Source organism: Shewanella sp. MF05913, from assembly GCF_059758095.1.
In genome coordinates, this window is the sequence record NZ_JCAYNT010000001.1 from 154,943 (window position 1) to 173,008 (window position 18,066).

Here is an 18,066-nt window from a genome sequence, read left to right on the forward strand (position 1 = left end):
TACCGCAGCCTTATGTATCACTCGTATGAGTCGAACAAACCATCATTAAGGTCGATTATTCACCTAAATACATCCCGGAAAAGTACCTAAATCTCCATTGTTTTATATATTCAATGTAATTGTTAACAACTCGTCGACAAACTCTATTGTTATAAATGTTAAATTTTCATTGCTTGCAACACCATTCGAAAATCAGCCCTAGCATAAAAAATCAGTCTGCAAAACAGGATGTTAAGTTTTTTATTTTTAAGTTCCCTAATTTATCAAAATAAAACAAAAGTTTTATAAACCTATGCTTTTAAATGTTTTTATTTTTTAGTGTCCATTTTAGTTAACAGGAATGGAGATCACATTTGATTAACTTTTGCGCTTACGGCACTTCAATTGTTGATTAGTTGTATCAAATGTGATTTTATTGCATACGTAATTGAGCGGTTGTGATGATTTCTGTTGCATTCCCTCATTGAACTAACGCCTAAAAAGGTCGTTAGAATTATAAGAAAGATATTAAGTCCAGGGAGATAGACAATGCATAAGAATATTCTAGCTAAATCGGTGCGTTTAGCACTGATCGGTGGTGCTGCAGCGGCAGCGTTAAGTGTACCTGCTGTTATTGCAGCAGAAGAAGATGGTGCAAAAGTAGAACGAATTGAAATTACAGGTTCTCGAATTCGTAGAGTTGATATCGAAAATGCATCACCTGTTGAAGTAATTAACGCTAAAGACTTTAATGACATGGGACGCTATAGTGTTGCAGATGCCTTGCGTTCTTCTACATTCAATAGTTTTGGTTCTTTAGTTCCTTCTTCAGGTAGTAGTGCTCAATCTCAAGCTAGTGTTAACTTACTAGGTTTAGGTTCTTCAAGAACACTAGTTTTGTTAGATGGTGTTCGCCTAGCTGCTTCACCAACACTTTCAGGCGCAGCTATCAACATTAACCAAATACCAATGTCTATTGTAGAAAGAATTGAAATTCTTAAAGATGGTGGTTCAGCGGTTTACGGCTCAGATGCAATCGCTGGTGTAGTAAACATTATTACTAAAAAGAATTTTGAAGGTCTGAATATTACTGGTCGTGTCGCCCGTCCTGATGATGAAGGTGGTGATGGACATGATTTCTCTGTCACTACAGGTATCAGTAGTGATAAAGGCAACATTACATTCTCTTTTGAAAAACAAGTTCAAGAGCCTATTTTTGATCGTGACCGTCCATATACAGCTCCTTTTGCTGAAGACGCTGATGGTAATGGTATTTTAGACTATAATTCTTCAGTAGGTATCAGTTCTTATGGAGCAAGTATCAAAAACCCTTATACAGGTCTTTGGGAGGCTTCGCCTGAGTGTGAAAATCTAGCCAATACTGTTGATGGTTTTGTTGGTGTTTTAGAATCTGGAGCTAACCAATATTGTGGTTTTGCATACTCTGGTGTGTCAGCTAACCAAGCTTCAACTGATCGTCAATCTATATTTGTTAACGCTAACTATGAAATAACTGATGATCTTCGTATGAAGTCTCGTGCAATGATTACGCAAAACAAGTCATTTGGTCGTTATGCTCCAGCAGCTGCTGGGTGGGATGATATCCCTGCAAATTCATTACATAATCCATATGATGATACTACTGACGGACGTTTTCGTTGGTATCAGCTTGGTAACCGTGATGGTAATGTTACTGATTTGACACAAGATTATATGGTTGGATTAGAAGGTGACTTTGGTGAAACTGCCGTATGGGAAACTTTTTATCATCACAGTAACACTAATAATAAATCAGTCGGTGAATATTATTTAAGCTATGCAGGCTTATATACAAACTTGTATTTGGATATCCCGTTAGGTGACGGTGTTGACAATATGAAGACAACAACACTACAACAGGATGACTATACCCTAGACCAATATTATGTAGGTGTGAGTTTTGATGGTGGTGAGTTACCTGGTGGTGCGATTGGTCATTATGTTGGGGCTGAAGCTGCAAACATTAAATATTCATCTACAGTTGATGCACAATCTGAGGTCGGTTTAGTTGGGGGCTCAGCCGGTAATTCATCTGGTAGAGACCGTGATACATGGGCTGTATTCTATGAAGGTGTATTCCCACTAACGGATGAATTAGAACTGGGTATTGCTGCACGTTATGATGACTATTCAGATTTTGGTACCAATTTAGCGCCTAAAGTTTCATTGACTTACAAGCCGATAGATGACTTGATGTTAAGAGCATCATACGGTGAAGGGTTCCGTGCACCTGCATTGGAAACTCTTTCTCAAGCAGATAGCTTTGCTGCTGACTATGCCAATGACTATGTTTACTGCCGATCTCAAGGTATCGCGGATGGTGACTGCCCTGAATTACAATACGATACTACTCGTCAAGCAAACGCTGAGTTAGATGCTGAAACATCTAAAACAATTAACTTCGGCGTAGTTTGGAGTGGTGTAGAAGGACTTAGTGTAACCGCTGATTTCTATAACGTTAAAATTGATAATGCTATTCGTTTTGTACCAATTCAAGATATTGTCATGATGGAATTATTAGGCTCTGCTAACCCAGATGCAGCTAAGATTACTGTTGATCGTACAACTGATGGAGCTAGTCAACCTATATTTAGAACTTCGACTATTAATGGTCCTGGTTTGGAAGTTACTGGTACTAATGTAAACGTAACGTATTTATTAGAAACATCTTCTATCGGTGATATTAGATTTAATTCTAGTACCAACTATTTCTTTGAATATAATTCTGATTCGTATGTTGGTGGACCAGTGCAAGATCAAGGTGGTTTCTCACTACAGCCAGAATATAAAACTCAGTTTACAACAACGTGGATGATGAATGATCACTCACTTGCTTGGAACATTGATTATATTCCTTCTACAAGTAGCTATGAAACGCCTACCTCTGACAGTAGCGGTAACTTAACTGGTTCATTGTCTACTAATGGTTCTAATGATAGCTTTATGACCCATAACTTGACTTACTCATATGATGCAGGTGCTTATGGTAAATATACCCTAGGTGCTCGTAACATCACTGATGAAGATCCAGTATTTGATAGTAATGGTCAATACGGTAATGGTTATGATGCCCTATATAGTTCAGGACATATTGGTCGTTCTTATACACTAGCAGGTGAATGGAACTTCTAATCTTAATCAATATTGTTAGATAACAAAAACACTGGTTAATTTTATTAATCAGTGTTTTTTTTAGGTTAAAAAAGTAAAACTAATATGAAAAACTTTAATCAGAATGAACTTTTTGATTGATATATCACATATCGATGGTATTTATCCTAAAAATTATAATAGAAACTTTTATAAGGAAAATTTAGTGTGACTCAACATTGGACTGAGTATTGGCGGCAAGGGCATACAACATCATTTGGTGATTCATTATCTAGTAATTATGAAGGTATATTACAGTCCGTTTGGGAGAATACCTTTTCTATCTTGCAAACTGATTTTATAGCGGTAGATGTCGGCACAGGTAACGGTTCTGTTCCTTTATTATTAAGAGAATCATTAAGCAATAGCGCTAAAGTCGGCAAGGTGTATGGTGTTGATCTTGCTGAAGTGCAATTATCTGAAAATAATAAGAGTGAAAATTCAACAATTGAAATCGAATTGATATCAAATACAGCCTGCGAAACGTTACCTTTTGAGAATGAGTCAATTGATCTTTACATGTCGCAGTTTGGGTTTGAATATTCCAGTATAGAATCGTCACTAAAAGAAGCTTCAAGAATACTTAGAGCGAACGGTCAATTTTCGATTGTTTTCCATCATGATAATTCAATGATATTGAATAGAAATAAAAAAATATTAAGTTTTATTGATTTACCACAAACAAGTGAGCTTATTGAATATTTAAGTGAAATTGCAATTGCTATGGGACCGATGACAACTGCACATGATATTACACGAATAAAGCAAGATCCTGTTTGTGAAAGTGTGCGCATAAAAATCAACCAATCGATTAAATTTTTAGTTGAATATGATGAGCTATCTGCTCAGGACAGCCAATTAATGACGTTCATTGCTCAGTTTTTTAAAGAAGGGGTATTTTGGCCTTTAGCAAAAAAGCAACAATTTATCGAATTCATTAAATTACAAATGGATACGTTAAAGTTAAGGCTAACGGAATTGGTTAACGCTTCTTTTGATGAAAACAAACTAGCCAAATTCATTGCTATTTTTAAGCAAAACTCATTAACGTTAAATGAAGTAAAAGTTCTTAAAAATGAGCAAAAAGAAATTTTAGGCTGGTATTTAGATGCTAGAAAAGTCGTTAGTGTCATAGGTTAACGATACGGTATGAAGAAAAAAGTCCGTTTTTTATAATTTAAGTCAATGATTTAAATTAATTTCTTTTTCAAGAATAACAATTCAATCCTACAAAATTATGCTGAAGATGTATATTTATTCACCTTTCATTTACATTGCTAGTCTTAACAGCTCTTTCTAGTCGTTTTTACGCTTTGCAAATGTTGACACAGGTCAACATTTTGTGAAATGATGCCAACGGGTCTGCGCCTTAGCTGGCGTAGAAAAGGGAAGAAAAACTAACAATCACAAGAAAAAGACACACTTAGTCGAATTAACATTGATAACAAATTTTTATCATTCGTTATTTACGCTCTAGTAGAACTTTTTAATTCACTTCAAATTGGTTGGGAACTATGTCCAAGGTAAGCAATAGAACAAAAATCGCTACTGCACTTGTTGGCGCACTGGCTTTAGCGGGTAGCAACTTCGTTGTTGCAGGTCCTCTAGCTGACGTTCAAAAAGCTGATAGCAGCCTTAATGCTGCGTCTGCCGCGTCACAACAGAAAGTCGACAAATATTTTGACCAAGCACAAGACATGCTTTTTGAGTATGGCAGCGTTGCTGACGAACGTGAGTCATTAAAATCATATAATGATTACGTTGCAGGCTTGGTAGCTGATCAACAAAAAACACTTGATTTAATTCAAACTGACATCAATGGCGTTGATAAATTACGTCAAGGTGTTGTTCCATTAATGTTTAAAATGGTTGAGGCTCTAGATCAGTTTGTTAACCTAGATCTTCCATTCAACACTGAAGTTCGTAAAGCACGTGTTGAGAACCTAAAAAGTATTCTTAATACAGCAGAAGTAACTCTTGCTGAGAAATACCGTTTAATCCTTGATGCATACAGCATTGAACGTGAATACGGTAGCTTCGTTGCAGTTCACACTGGTAAATTAAGCTTAGACGGTAAAGAAGTGTTAGTTGACTTCTTCAACCTAGGTCGCGTTGCACTTTACGCACAAAGCTTAGATCAGAAAATAGCATGGATGTATGACGCTGACGCTAAAACTTGGAACAAGTTAGAAGACAGCTACCTACGCGATATTACAAAAGGTATTCGTATTGCTCGTAAGCAAGGCGCTCTAGACCTATTCGCATTACCAATTCCTGCTGCGGAGACTGCACAATAATGAAGAAGTTAATTACATCAGCGCTAGTGGCTGCAACTTTCTCTTTAACAGCCGGTATGGTTTCTGCTGCTGATGCACCGAAAACTATTGACCAGCTGTTACAGCAAGTTAAAGTTGATCGTGCAAATGACGGTAAAACCAACGCTAAACGCGAAAGAGAATTCCAAGCAGAACGTGGCGATAAAGCTGCTCTACTTAAGCGTGAAAAAGACGCTTTATCTGCTGAAAAACAGCGCGGTAAAGATTTAAACCAAGCCTTCTTAGATAACGAGCGTAAAATTGCTCAGTTAGAAGAAGACTTAAAAACTGCTCAAGGTGACTTGGGTGAAATGTTCGGTGTTGTTAAAGGTGAAGCTGGCGATTTCGCTGGTAAACTTGCTGCATCGAATATCAGTGCACAGTTTCCAGGTCGCGATACATTTATTGCTGACTTAGGCGCTCGTAAATCATTGCCAAAAATTGAAGAACTAGAACAATTCTGGGAAGCTCAATTATTTGAAATGGTTCAATCGGGTAAAGTTGTTAAGTTTGAGGGCGCGGTTACTGCTATTGACGGTAACGTTGTGAATACTTCTATTCACCGTGTTGGTCCATTTAACTTAACTGCTGAAGGTAAATATGTTGTTTACAAGCCAGAATTAAGCTTGATTCAAGAGTTATCTCAACAGCCTGAAGGTTACCAAGTGAGTGCAGTTGGTTCATGGGAAAATACCACTTCTGGTAATGCTCCTTTCTATATCGACCCTGCACGTGGCGTGTTACTAAACATCTTCACTAACAAGGCTAGCCTTGAAGACCGTTTAGAAGCCGGTGGTACAATTGGTTATATTATTTTGGCTCTACTTGCATTAGGTGCATTAATTGCCCTTGAGCGCTTAGTTACACTTACTGTTATTGGCGGTAAAGTGAATAGTCAGCGTAAGAACATCGATAACCCAGGTAACAATGCTCTAGGCCGTATCTTGAAAGTTTACCAGTCTAACAAAGATGTTGATGTTGAAACATTAGAGTTAAAACTGGATGAAGCTATTCTAAAAGAAACGCCAGCTTTAGAAGCGCGTATCTCTATTATTAAAGTTATCGCTGCTATCGCACCTATGATGGGTCTATTAGGTACTGTTACCGGTATGATCGCAACCTTCCAATCAATTCAGTTATTCGGTACTGGTGACCCTAAATTGATGGCTGGTGGTATCTCTATGGCGCTTATCACTACGGTTCAAGGTCTTATCGCTGCATTACCGTTAATGTTATTGCATGCAATCGTTGTTGCACGTAGTAAGTCTATTGTTCAAGTTCTTGAAGAACAAAGTGCTGGTATTATTGCAGAACATGCTGAGAAGAGGGCTGACTAATGATGCTAATCCTGATGGACGTATGGGATTCCGTCAGGGGCTTCATGGCCTCCGGAGGCGATGTCCTCTGGTTGGTTGCAGCAGTGCTATTCCTAATGTGGGTGTTAATGCTTGAACGTTATTGGTATCTAAATTGGATATCACCTAAACAACATCAAGCAGTAATTGCCTCGTGGGAAGCAAGAGAAGAAACAACTTCTTGGCATGCTCACCGTATCCGTGAAGCTTGGGTATCCCAAGCGAAGCAAGATTTGAATGCACGTATGCTGTTAATCAAAACCCTAGTAGCCATTTGTCCAATGATTGGTTTATTAGGTACCGTAACCGGTATGATTTCAGTATTCGATGTGATGGCAGTTCAGGGGACGAGTAATGCTCGTTTAATGGCCGCTGGTATCTCTATGGCCACCATGCCTACTATGGCAGGGATGGTTGCAGCTCTATCGGGTGTTTTCTTTAGCACTCGTTTAGACTCAAAAATGAGAATCAGTTTAGAAAAGCTAAAAGACAGCATGCCTCACCACTAGAGAGAGATTGAACATGGCACGTAAGAAGCATTCCAGTATGGAAGAGGAAGCTCAAATTGATATGACCCCGATGCTAGACATCGTGTTTATCATGCTGATCTTCTTTATTGTAACCACATCGTTTGTTAAGCCATCTGGCTTAGACTACAACAAGCCTAAAGCGTCACAGGCTACGTCTAAACCATCGGCAAACATCTTTATTGGCATCAGCAAAACTGGCGTCATTATGATGGAAAACCGTCAGGTTGATATCGAACGTGTAACCGCTAACGTAGAACGTATGTTAGCTGAAGCACCTGAAGCAGCTGTATTGATTCAAGCAGACAAAGACGCTTTACATGGTCTAGTTGTTAAAGTGCTTGATAACGTGAAAGCTGCGGGTATTGACAAAATTTCAGTATCAGCGGGGAATGAGTAATATGCTAAGAGCACTCGTATCAATAATCATTGGTGCTGCAGTGACTTTTGGGCTGTTTGCTTTCATGGCTTTCCTAGTCGGCGGCGGTGCGCAGCGCAACGGCGATTCAGCGGAATCCCCTGTTATTGAAATTACGATGGATAAACAGGATTCGAAGGCACAGAAAAAACCAAGGGTTACACCTAAGCCACCTCCACCACCGGAGCAGCCACCGAAGCCGGATACTACTCCGCCTGATTCAACATCTAATATTGACACCAACTTGGCGTTCAATATGGGTGGGATTGAATCTGGTGGTCCAAGTACAGGTTTCAAGCTAGGCAATATGATGACCCGTGATGGTGATGCTACGCCTATCGTTCGTATTGAGCCTCAGTATCCAATTGCTGCAGCTCGAGATGGTAAAGAGGGTTGGGTTCAACTTACCTTTACTATTAACGAACTAGGTGGTGTTGATGATGTATCTGTTATCAAAGCTGAACCTAAGCGTTTATTCGATCGCGAAGCGATTCGCGCATTGAAGAAGTGGAAATATAAGCCAAAGATTGTTGATGGTAAGCCATTAAGACAAACTGGCATGACAGTACAACTTGATTTTACTTTAGAGAAGGGAGGTAGATAATGCGTAAAGTTACTAGTATCGCTACAGCGTTATTACTTTCAGTCTGTACAAGTACAATGTTGTCTGGTGCTGCATTTGCAGCTGAAAAGTGTGAGATTGATAAGCGTCAATCTCGTGCAGTAGGCGAAAGTGCAGCTAAAAAAGTACAAAAATCTTTTGAAGCGTATACCGAAGGTAATTTAGATCAAGCCATTTCAATATTGCTTGAAGCTAATGCTAAAAACGATTTCGACAAAGCTTATGTTGATCGCATGTTAGGTAACTTCTACGCTGAAAAAGGTCAGATGGGTACAGCAATCAAGTATTTAAAGACTGCTGTAAACGCTGATATTCTTGGTGGTACAGATCATGCTGCAACAATGCGTTTGTATGCGGATTTATTACTACAGGAAAAAAAGTTTAAAGAAGCGATTCCATACTATTACAAGTGGATGGACTTTACCTGTAAAGCTGATGCGCAAATGTATCGCCGAATCGGTATTGCTCACACTGAACTGAAAGAATGGAACAAAGTACTGCAAGTCGCTGATAAGGGTTTATCTTTAGCTGAAGCACCTGATAAAGGTCTGTATCAGATGAAGTTAACTGCTTACTTTAACCAGAAAAAGTACAAAGAAGCCGTAAAAGTATTAGAAGTTATGGTTCCTTTGTTCCAAGACGACAAGCGTCTATGGGTTCAGTTAGCTCAGTTTTACTTAATGACTGAAGATTATGATAAATCATTAGCAACTTATGATTTGGCTTATAAAAATGGCTTTTTAGAGACAGACGGTAACATTACTCGTTTAGCTCAATTGTTAGCGCAAAAAGGTTCGCCTTACAAAGCGGCAACAATTTTTGAAAAGCACATGAAGTCAGGTCTTATTGCTGAAAACGAGAAGAGTTTATCTACTCTTGCTGGTTTTTATCATAATGCTAAAGAGCTAAAAGAAGCTGCTTACTATTATGGTAAAGCTGCTGCTGTTAGCAATAAGGGTGATTTATTCTTAAAGCAAGGTCGTATCTTAGCTTTAGAACAAAAATTCAATGATGCAATTCCAGTGCTCAAAAAAGCACTTGATGCAGGGATTGATAACCCTGGCGAAGCTCAATTTGAGTTAGCTTTAGCGTACCTCAGTTTGAAAAAGTACAAGTCAGCTTATAATCGTGCAGTTCTTGCTGCCAACGATAAGAAGACTGAACGTAGTGCAAGAAGCTATATTTCTTATATTAAAGAAAAAGCGCGTATTCACAACGTCACGCTTTAACGACTAGTGTTAGTAAAAAAAGCCCCTTTTTAGGGGCTTTTTTATTGCCTGATATTTAGTGGTTGCTCATGGATTGTGTACTAAATTGTTAATTTATGTGTATTTGAATAAGTTTAGTTTCAAGTGATGCGCTGCATAGATACAATGTAGTCATGATTTTATCCAAGTTTTTAAATTGCTTACAGATGGACTTAATTCTGTGTCCTTCAGCGTGAGCCTATAACCCTGTGTGAATGTGTTAAGGAATAATAACAATGAAAAAAACGATGTTGGCATTGTCTGTGTCATTATTAATCGCCACTCAAGGGTGTTCAGATAATACTATTGCGCCTGAAGTGAACAATACGCAAAGCGCTTCAAAGAGCTTGGTTGTGGAACAAACTGCTTCCGAAAAATACTTGGCGATGGTCGATGCTTTTTTTAATGACCAGCTAAAACTTGAACCCATTTATGCTACTTTTGTTGGGGTTAACGACTATAACGACCAATTTGGTGGTTCATTAACTGACGCATACTTAACCGAACGTCATCAACTCAATAGCCGTTATTTTGATTTAGCCAAATCAATAGATGTCGAACAATTATCTGCTCCGCTTAAATTAAGCTATGACATGTTTGTGTATGATCGCAACATGGAGCTTATTGGCGAAACGTATCCAGAACGTTTTTTACCCATTAATCAGTTTTATAGTACCGTGTTTACCATGGTTCAATTGGGCACGGGTGAAAGTGCACAACCATTTAAAACGATAGAAGATTATAAAAATTGGTTATCAAGGCTTCGTGGATTCATTAAATGGACAGAATTAGCTCAACAACGTATGGATGAGGGGATAGCAAGTAAAGTCGTACTTCCTCGAGTGTTAGTTGAAAGAATCATTCCCCAGTTAGATGCCCAATTAGTGGAAGGTGCGAAGAACAGCTTATTCTATTCGCCTATTAATTTGATGCCAGAGAGTTTTAGTGCGGATGAAAAATCTGATCTGACTCAACAATATCAAACGGTGATTGAAAAAGAATTACTGCCCGCTTTAGCTCAGTTACGTCAATATGTTAATGACGTATATTTGCCAAATGCAAGAGCATCAGATGGTTGGTGGGGGTTACCAAATGGTAAAGATTGGTATCAACAACTGGCCAATAGCCATACAACCACAACATTGCCTGTAGATGAAATACATCAGATAGGCTTGTCTGAAGTCGCTCGAATTTTATCAGAGATGGACAAGGTCAGAGAACAGGTTGGGTTTAAAGGCGATCTAACCGCATTTTTTGCTTCATTATCTTCTGAGCCTCAATACTTTTTTACTGATAAACAAGATTTGATTGATGGTTATATGACTATTAAAGATCAGATTAATGCGGTTTTACCTCAATATTTTGATGTAATGCCAAAAGCCGATTATATCGTTAAACCTGTAGAAGCCTTTAGGGAGAAATCGGCTGCAGGTGCTTCATATGAATCTCCGGCTGTAGATGGATCTCGTCCGGGTATTTTTTATATCAATACGTATAATTTAAAAGCCCAGCCTAAATGGGGAATGACAACGCTATCGTTACATGAAGCCGCTCCAGGTCATCACTTCCAGATAGCTATCAAACAAGAATTAACGGATGTGCCTCAGTTCCAACGTTTCCAAGGATATACTGCCTTTGAAGAAGGTTGGGCTTTGTATGCAGAATATTTAGGAATTGAAATGGGCGTGTTCAATGACCCATATCAATATTTTGGTAAGCTTTCTGATGAAATGCTCAGAGCTATGCGTTTAGTGGTTGATACCGGGCTGCACGCTAAAGGTTGGAGCCGTGAGCAAGCTATTCAATACATGAAAGACAATTCGCCAATGGCTGAGTCTGATATCGTCGCTGAAGTAGAGCGCTATATGGCGATCCCTGGTCAAGCTTTGTCATACAAAGTGGGTCAATTGACGATTTTACGTTTACGTGCTGATGCTGAAAAAGCATTAGGTGATAAGTTTGATTTAAAAGGTTTTCATGATCAACTATTAACTACGGGGTCGTTACCAATGGCCGTAATGGAAAATAAGATCGCGACTTGGATAAAAACCGAATCAGCCAAATAATGGTTTAGAATAGAGTGCTTAAGGTCTTGTTGATTTTCTAGGTTATTTAACCTTTACATATCAACAAGCCTGCGGTGTCATCTTAGTGTCATTATGTTAGTGTTATTTTTTAATTGAGAATATTTTTTAGGAGCCTTTATATGGTACAAGCAACAGCAAGACATTTACTCGTTAGCACGCAAGAGCAATGCGAATCGTTAAAGCAACAAATTGAAGCCGGTGCGGACTTTGCAGATGTCGCTAAAACAAATTCTTCTTGTCCTTCTGGCGCTCAAGGCGGCGACTTGGGTTCTTTTGGTCCAGGTATGATGGTCAAAGAGTTTGATGAGGTGGTATTTAGTGCCCCGTTAAATGTTGTTCAAGGCCCAGTTAAGACTCAATTTGGTTATCACTTACTTGAAGTGACTAGTCGTGGTTAATGCTTAATGCATTAATTGAGGAAATGGCAGCCTAGGCTGCCATTTTTTATGGATGTTAAATCGTTTTTAGAATCATGAAGGCTAACTATGCAAGCAATGTTATACGCCGATAAAGTGGTGTTACGTAATTTGACCTTAGCGGATTGGGATGATTTTCTATCATTGCATTTAGATACATCAGTACAACAATACATTCGCCCAGTAGAGAGTGAAGACAATATCAAAGCTATTTTTGCTCAGCGCATTGAGCCTTGGGTATTCGAGGCAGGTGAATGGCTATCCTTAGTCATTGAGCGTTTTGATACCCACGAATTTGTTGGGGTAATAGGTTTTAGGTGTGATGATTTATTGCTAAAGCGCGCAGAAGTAGGGTATTTGATTGCGCCATCCCAGCAAGGTATGGGGTTTGCCACCGAAAGCTTACGCGCTGTTATTGATTGGGGATCTTTACAATATAACATGCATAAGTTTTTTGGCATTTGTGCCAGTGAAAATATTGCATCACAGCGCGTTCTTGAGAAAGTCGGGTTTATTTTGGAGGGAACATTACGACAACACAGTTGCATAAATGGCACTTGGTTTGATGATTGTTACTTAGGTTTATTAACGTCGCAAAGGTTGTAATTGTGTATTCATATTACGCATAAATAGAAAATAAATTGCATCATGCACTGTATTCTATTGGGCATTTGTCACATAATACGTAATACAAGTGAAAACTATTCTCGTTAGCAGGTAAAACTTTGATCTAGATTCGAGTTTCGCCGGCTAAGCTCAGATAAAATTTCAGACGTTAATAATGTTGTTGAAGGTATATGTTACATGAAGCTGAGTGAACTAAAAGCAGGTGACCGCGCCATTATCTCTGAAATCGGTCAATTAACGTTACCGCAAACCGTAAAGCGTAAGTTGTTATCAATGGGCATAACACCCAATACACATTTTTCTTTTATTCGCCGAGCACCGATGGGATCTGGGGTTGAATTAGATTTACGTGGCAGTAAATTATGTATGCGTTGTGATTTAGCCGATATCATTGAGGTAGTAATAACTAATGACTAAACAATTCCATTGCGTCACGGTAGGTAATCCAAACGCGGGTAAATCGACCCTTTTTAATGCGCTCACTGGTGCCAATCAACAAGTGGGTAACTGGTCTGGCGTCACCGTCGAAAAGAAAACCGGTAAATTCAATTACTCTGGCGTTGAAATCTCTCTCACCGACTTACCCGGCATCTATGATTTATTGCCAGCCGGCAACAGTTGTGATTGTTCTTTAGATGAACAAATTGCTCAAAACTATCTAGCCAATCAACAAGTTGATGCCATTATTAACCTTGTTGATGCTACAAACGTAGAGCGTCATCTCTACCTAACGACTCAGCTGCGTGAGCTCGGTATTCCGATTATTGTTGTTATTAATAAAATTGACGCGGCCAAAAAGCTGGGCATCAATATCAATGTTGCAGATATGTCTAGCCGTTTAGGTTGTCCTGTTATTGCCATCAGTTCTCGTAATCAAGCTGATGTTGAGCAATTACAATCAGATGTATTGACCTTATTAAACAGCAACGAGGCAACAAAACCTTTAGTCCTGCAATATTCTGACGATATTGAAGCCAGTATCAATGCGTTACAGAACCAGAATGATAGTCAAGACCTACCAACACTTAGCCGGGGTCAAGCCTTATCTATTTTAGCTAACTGTCATGGTAATGCTTGTGGTACCAGTGAAGTACAGCTACACGAGACCGTGCAACAATGTGCTCAACGTGCAGAGCAAAATGGCGAAGATATTGAGATTATGATCGCGACGACGCGATATGATTATGTGCAAAAAGTATTTGAATCTTCAGTAAACCAAGGAAAGCACATCAGTGCTTCTGATAGATTAGATAAAGTGGTGTTGCATCCGGTTTTGGGTATTCCTGTATTCCTGTTCGTTATGTACTTAATGTTTTTATTCAGTATTAACGTAGGTAACTCATTTATTGATTTCTTCGATATCACAGCAGGGTCAATTTTTGTCGATCACTTTGGTGCGTTATTAACATCAATGGGCTCGCCTGATTGGTTAGTGACCATTTTAGCTGGCGGGGTTGGCCAAGGTATTCAGACTGTTGCAACGTTTATTCCGGTAGTCGCGGCGTTATTTTTAGCATTATCGGTATTAGAAGCGTCTGGTTACATGGCCCGAGCAGCCTTTGTGGTTGACGGTTTAATGCGTCGCATCGGTTTACCTGGCAAAGCATTCGTACCTATGATTGTCGGCTTTGGTTGTTCAGTACCGGCTATTATGGCAACCAGAACCCTAGGCAGTGAACGGGAACGCATCGTGACAGGCATGATGGCCCCGTTTATGTCTTGTAGTGCTCGTTTGCCAGTGTATGCGTTATTTGCGGCAGCGTTTTTCCCGCAATCTGGCCAAAACTTAGTGTTCCTTCTGTATATCATTGGTATCTTTGCTGCTATTGGCACTGGGTTACTATTACGTAAAACAGTATTACCAGGTACAAGCAGCGCAGTGGTAATGGAACTTCCAAGTTATGAAATGCCTAAAACTAAAGCGGTGTTTTCTCGCACTACAAAGCGCACTAAAAGCTTTATTATGGGCGCAGGTAAAACCATTATTATTGTTGTAACCTTGCTTAACTTCGTTAATGCAATTGGTACTGACGGCTCTTTTGGCCATGAAGATAGTAAAGAGTCATTATTAAGTGTCGCCAGCCAACAGGTTACGCCGTTATTTGCACCAATGGGCATTGAACAAGACAACTGGGCAGCCACTGTGGGTATTATTACCGGTATTTTTGCCAAAGAAGCGGTGGTAGGTACGTTAAATAGTTTATATAGCACAGCTGATGGCGATGAAGAAGAAATGCTGTCTATATGGGATAGCGTTAAAGTTGGCCTAGCCACAATCCCTACCAATTTATTGGGTATTGAGCCAGATGATCCATTATCTATTGCGATAGCGAGTATTACTGATTTAGATGAAGCCGCAGCAGAGTTGTCTGTTGATACTTCAACCTTTAGCGCGTTACAGAGTGGCTTTAAAAGCCAGTTAGCCGCTTTTTCATATCTATTGTTCATATTGCTTTATACACCTTGTGTGGCGGCAATGGGGGCTTTAGTTAATGAGTTTGGCGCTAAGTGGGCTCGATTTGCAGCAATTTGGACGTTTTCATTAGCATACGGCTCAGCTACAGTTATCTATCAGGGGGCGACGTTTACTCAACACCCTTTACAGTCGGCCAGTTGGATTGGATTCTTTGCGGTGGCATTAGTTGCTTTTTACATGTGGTTAAGTAAAAAAGGCAGACAAGCTCAACAGATTATTCCTGGGATCCGTATTGTGACTGAATAACCATTGTCGGACAGTTAACGTTAAACTGAAAACCCAGCCTAGCTGGGTTTTTACTTTTCAAGAAAGAAAACAGCCTTCTAATCAGGTTCTATTGGAGTGATTTGATGTTTTTTGTTTATCTGACGATCTTTTTCCGCGCTAGTAGTTGTAACTGCTGAAGAACTGTAGGATCATCTGTTTTTTATTCATATTGCCATTGTGTGCCAAGAGGAATTCCATGAGTCATGTGGACACCGAAGTACGTCCTAGTAACTTCATTCGTAATATTATAGACGAAGACCTAAGTAGCGGTAAGCACAGCCAAGTTCATACTCGTTTTCCGCCAGAACCTAACGGCTTTTTGCATATTGGACACGCTAAGTCTATTTGCTTAAATTTTGGTATTGCAAAAGATTACCAAGGTCAATGTAACTTACGATTTGACGATACTAACCCTGAAAAAGAAGACATTAACTATGTTAAGTCTATTCAGGAAGATGTGCGTTGGTTAGGCTTTCAATGGTCTGGCGATATTCGTTATTCATCAAATTATTTTGACCAATTGCATCAGTATGCAGTGGAGCTCATCACCAAAGGTCTGGCTTATGTTTGCTTCTTAAATGGCGAACAAACTCGTGAGTACCGTGGCACATTAAAAGAGCCGGGTAAAAATAGCCCATACCGTGACACTAGCCCTGAAGAAAACCTCGCGCTATTTGAAAAAATGCGCATGGGTGAGTTCAAAGAAGGTGAGTGTGCGCTTCGTGCCAAAATTGATATGGCATCACCTTTTATGTGTATGCGCGATCCGATTATTTATCGTATTCGTTTTGCTCATCATCATCAAACCGGTGACAAGTGGTGCATTTATCCAATGTATGACTTCACGCATTGTATTTCGGATGCGATTGAAAATATCACTCATTCAATTTGTACATTAGAGTTTCAAGACAATCGTCGCTTGTACGACTGGGTACTCGATCATTTAGATGATTTCCAAGCGCCTAATCGCACACGTCAATATGAGTTTTCTCGTTTAAATCTTGAATACACTTTGATGTCAAAGCGTAAGTTAAACGATTTAGTCACTCGCAAATTGGTTGATGGCTGGGATGACCCGCGTATGCCAACTATTGCTGGATTACGTCGTCGTGGTTATACACCCGCTTCTATTCGTGAGTTTTGTTTACGCATTGGCGTGACTAAACAGGAAAACTTGATTGAAGTCGGTATGTTGGACGCATGTATTCGTGAAGAATTAAACGAACATGCGCCACGTGCAATGGCAGTATTAAGGCCAGTTAAAGTGGTTATAGAAAACTACATTAATACCTCGCCTGAAAAAATCACGGCTCCAGCACATCCTAACAATGAAGCGATGGGGACGCGCGAGCTGTCTTTTGGTCGCGAGCTGTTTATTGATGTTGAAGACTTTAAAGAAGAAGCCAATAAACACTTCAAACGCCTTGTTTTAGGCAAAGAAGTGCGTTTACGTAATGCTTACATCATTAAAGCTGAACGCTGTGATAAAGATGCTGAAGGTAACATCACAACTATTTACTGTACTTACGATGCTGACACGCTAGGTAAAAACCCAGCAGACGGCCGTAAGGTAAAAGGTGTTATCCATTGGGTTGAAGCCAGCACGGCTAAACCTGCTGAGTTCCGTCTTTATGATCGTTTATTCACCAATGAAAACCCAGCAGCATTTGAGACAGTGGATGAAGTGATTAATCCAGAGTCTTTAGTTGTTGTGAATGGTTTAGTTGAGCCAAGCCTCGTGAGCGCTGAAGCTGAAAAAGCCTATCAATTTGAACGTGAAGGTTACTTTTGCGCTGATAGTAAAGACTCAAGTGCAGAACATTTAGTCTTTAACTTAACGGTGCCACTGCGCGATACGTTCGCATAGTGAGTACAATTGATAAATAGCACGATCAAAAAAGGCGCTAGCAGCGCCTTTTTTATATCGAGGATTTAGGGTTTTATTGCATCATAGGGCCAAAACCCACACTCCATAAAATGATACTTGAAGCCATCAAAGCGACCAATAGTACCAACCCCGCAGTAACTACAGAACTTGCGTAAATAAAGCCTTTCTCTTCGGGTATGTTCATAATAATAGGGACCCCAGCGTAAAGCAGATATACCGAGTAAGCCAATCCAATTAACCCCACCACCATAATAAACCAAAGCACAGGATATAAAGCGGATAACCCGACCATAAACAATGGGGTTGCAGTATATGCAGCAAGTTCTAGTGCTTGAGTATATGTGGGATCTGCATCAAACGTTCTTCCCATCCAAAATGCCAAATAAGCTAATGCCAATACGCCAACAATCAAGCCGAAGTACATCCCAATAGACATAAACATTGCGCTTTTAGAGGTTAAAAATAGTGGTTCGCCCACACCAGGATGCCAACCAATATGGGCTGTAGCAAAGTATGAACATACTGCAGGAATTAGTGCGATAAGTAACACATGACTTAAGCTACTTTTCAGTGCTTCGTGATTTTTTTCAATTGTTTGCCACTCTTGTTTTGGATGAGTGTAAAGCCCCATTAAGTGATTTAGTACCATTATA

15 protein-coding genes are annotated in these 18,066 nt (G+C 39.5%); 14 read left to right on the top strand and 1 reads right to left on the bottom strand.

Annotated features, from left to right (window positions below):
• Positions 1-528: 528 nt before the first annotated feature.
• The 14 genes from AC19MV_RS00710 (at position 529) to glnS (ending at position 17,392) form a co-directional block, all read left to right on the top strand.
• Positions 529-3,150 carry a TonB-dependent receptor plug domain-containing protein gene (locus tag AC19MV_RS00710; protein ID WP_432405116.1) on the top strand — a complete coding sequence of 874 codons (2,622 nt, stop codon included), beginning with the start codon at positions 529-531 and terminating at the stop codon, positions 3,148-3,150.
• Between the two features lie 186 nt (positions 3,151-3,336).
• Positions 3,337-4,308: a class I SAM-dependent methyltransferase gene (locus AC19MV_RS00715; RefSeq protein ID WP_498305247.1), complete on the top strand. Its 972-nt coding sequence runs from the start codon at positions 3,337-3,339 to the stop codon at positions 4,306-4,308.
• A gap of 374 nt (positions 4,309-4,682) precedes the next feature.
• Positions 4,683-5,465, top strand: coding sequence for a DUF3450 domain-containing protein (locus AC19MV_RS00720; protein WP_432405121.1), 783 nt, complete (start codon positions 4,683-4,685; stop codon positions 5,463-5,465).
• Complete coding sequence (locus AC19MV_RS00725; protein WP_498305249.1) at positions 5,465-6,820, top strand: MotA/TolQ/ExbB proton channel family protein; 1,356 nt, start codon at positions 5,465-5,467, stop codon at positions 6,818-6,820. Before AC19MV_RS00720 ends, AC19MV_RS00725 begins: the two co-directional genes overlap by 1 nt.
• Positions 6,820-7,347, top strand: coding sequence for a MotA/TolQ/ExbB proton channel family protein (locus AC19MV_RS00730; RefSeq protein ID WP_011638074.1), 528 nt, complete (start codon positions 6,820-6,822; stop codon positions 7,345-7,347). Before AC19MV_RS00725 ends, AC19MV_RS00730 begins: the two co-directional genes overlap by 1 nt.
• 13 nt (positions 7,348-7,360) lie before the next feature.
• Positions 7,361-7,765, top strand: a complete 405-nt coding sequence (locus AC19MV_RS00735) for an ExbD/TolR family protein (RefSeq protein WP_124016392.1) — start codon at positions 7,361-7,363, stop codon at positions 7,763-7,765.
• A gap of 1 nt (position 7,766) precedes the next feature.
• Positions 7,767-8,387: an energy transducer TonB gene (locus AC19MV_RS00740; RefSeq protein ID WP_498305251.1), complete on the top strand. Its 621-nt coding sequence runs from the start codon at positions 7,767-7,769 to the stop codon at positions 8,385-8,387.
• Positions 8,387-9,634 (top strand): tetratricopeptide repeat protein, encoded by a 1,248-nt coding sequence (locus tag AC19MV_RS00745; RefSeq protein ID WP_498305253.1) that lies wholly within the window; start codon positions 8,387-8,389, stop codon positions 9,632-9,634. Before AC19MV_RS00740 ends, AC19MV_RS00745 begins: the two co-directional genes overlap by 1 nt.
• Before the next feature lie 254 nt (positions 9,635-9,888).
• Positions 9,889-11,718: a DUF885 domain-containing protein gene (locus AC19MV_RS00750; protein WP_498305255.1), complete on the top strand. Its 1,830-nt coding sequence runs from the start codon at positions 9,889-9,891 to the stop codon at positions 11,716-11,718.
• A gap of 140 nt (positions 11,719-11,858) precedes the next feature.
• Positions 11,859-12,137, top strand: a complete 279-nt coding sequence (locus AC19MV_RS00755) for a peptidylprolyl isomerase (protein ID WP_432405139.1) — start codon at positions 11,859-11,861, stop codon at positions 12,135-12,137.
• A gap of 87 nt (positions 12,138-12,224) precedes the next feature.
• Entirely contained in the window at positions 12,225-12,761 is a 537-nt protein-coding gene (locus AC19MV_RS00760; protein WP_498305257.1) for a GNAT family N-acetyltransferase, read from the top strand.
• Between the two features lie 198 nt (positions 12,762-12,959).
• The gene (locus tag AC19MV_RS00765; protein ID WP_188739786.1) at positions 12,960-13,199 is read left to right on the top strand and encodes a FeoA family protein; all 240 of its coding nucleotides are present in this window, start codon (positions 12,960-12,962) and stop codon (positions 13,197-13,199) included.
• On the top strand, positions 13,192-15,504 hold the full coding sequence (gene feoB, locus AC19MV_RS00770) for a Fe(2+) transporter permease subunit FeoB (RefSeq protein WP_498305259.1): 2,313 nt from the start codon (positions 13,192-13,194) through the stop codon (positions 15,502-15,504). The genes AC19MV_RS00765 and feoB overlap by 8 nt, the downstream gene beginning before the upstream one ends.
• A gap of 217 nt (positions 15,505-15,721) precedes the next feature.
• Positions 15,722-17,392: a glutamine--tRNA ligase gene (glnS, locus tag AC19MV_RS00775; RefSeq protein ID WP_498297710.1), complete on the top strand. Its 1,671-nt coding sequence runs from the start codon at positions 15,722-15,724 to the stop codon at positions 17,390-17,392.
• A 73-nt stretch (positions 17,393-17,465) separates the two neighbouring features.
• Here glnS and AC19MV_RS00780 read toward each other — a convergent pair whose 3' ends face one another.
• A complete protein-coding gene (locus AC19MV_RS00780; RefSeq protein WP_432405153.1) occupies positions 17,466-18,062 on the bottom strand; it encodes a Yip1 family protein in 597 nt (198 codons plus the stop codon).
• Between the last annotated feature and the right edge of the window lie 4 nt (positions 18,063-18,066).

What these genes read in the sequence shown, in the direction of transcription:
- AC19MV_RS00710 (WP_432405116.1), top strand. Translation starts at nt 529, where the DNA reads ATGCATAAGAATATTCTAGCTAAATCGGTGCGTTTAGCACTGATCGGT.
- AC19MV_RS00720 (WP_432405121.1), top strand. Translation starts at nt 4,683, where the DNA reads ATGTCCAAGGTAAGCAATAGAACAAAAATCGCTACTGCACTTGTTGGC.
- AC19MV_RS00725 (WP_498305249.1), top strand. Translation starts at nt 5,465, where the DNA reads ATGAAGAAGTTAATTACATCAGCGCTAGTGGCTGCAACTTTCTCTTTA.
- AC19MV_RS00730 (WP_011638074.1), top strand. Translation starts at nt 6,820, where the DNA reads ATGATGCTAATCCTGATGGACGTATGGGATTCCGTCAGGGGCTTCATG.
- AC19MV_RS00735 (WP_124016392.1), top strand. Translation starts at nt 7,361, where the DNA reads ATGGCACGTAAGAAGCATTCCAGTATGGAAGAGGAAGCTCAAATTGAT.
- AC19MV_RS00740 (WP_498305251.1), top strand. Translation starts at nt 7,767, where the DNA reads ATGCTAAGAGCACTCGTATCAATAATCATTGGTGCTGCAGTGACTTTT.
- AC19MV_RS00745 (WP_498305253.1), top strand. Translation starts at nt 8,387, where the DNA reads ATGCGTAAAGTTACTAGTATCGCTACAGCGTTATTACTTTCAGTCTGT.
- AC19MV_RS00750 (WP_498305255.1), top strand. Translation starts at nt 9,889, where the DNA reads ATGAAAAAAACGATGTTGGCATTGTCTGTGTCATTATTAATCGCCACT.
- AC19MV_RS00755 (WP_432405139.1), top strand. Translation starts at nt 11,859, where the DNA reads ATGGTACAAGCAACAGCAAGACATTTACTCGTTAGCACGCAAGAGCAA.
- AC19MV_RS00760 (WP_498305257.1), top strand. Translation starts at nt 12,225, where the DNA reads ATGCAAGCAATGTTATACGCCGATAAAGTGGTGTTACGTAATTTGACC.
- AC19MV_RS00765 (WP_188739786.1), top strand. Translation starts at nt 12,960, where the DNA reads ATGAAGCTGAGTGAACTAAAAGCAGGTGACCGCGCCATTATCTCTGAA.
- feoB (WP_498305259.1), top strand. Translation starts at nt 13,192, where the DNA reads ATGACTAAACAATTCCATTGCGTCACGGTAGGTAATCCAAACGCGGGT.
- glnS (WP_498297710.1), top strand. Translation starts at nt 15,722, where the DNA reads ATGAGTCATGTGGACACCGAAGTACGTCCTAGTAACTTCATTCGTAAT.
- AC19MV_RS00780 (WP_432405153.1), bottom strand. Translation starts at nt 18,062, where the DNA reads ATGGTACTAAATCACTTAATGGGGCTTTACACTCATCCAAAACAAGAG.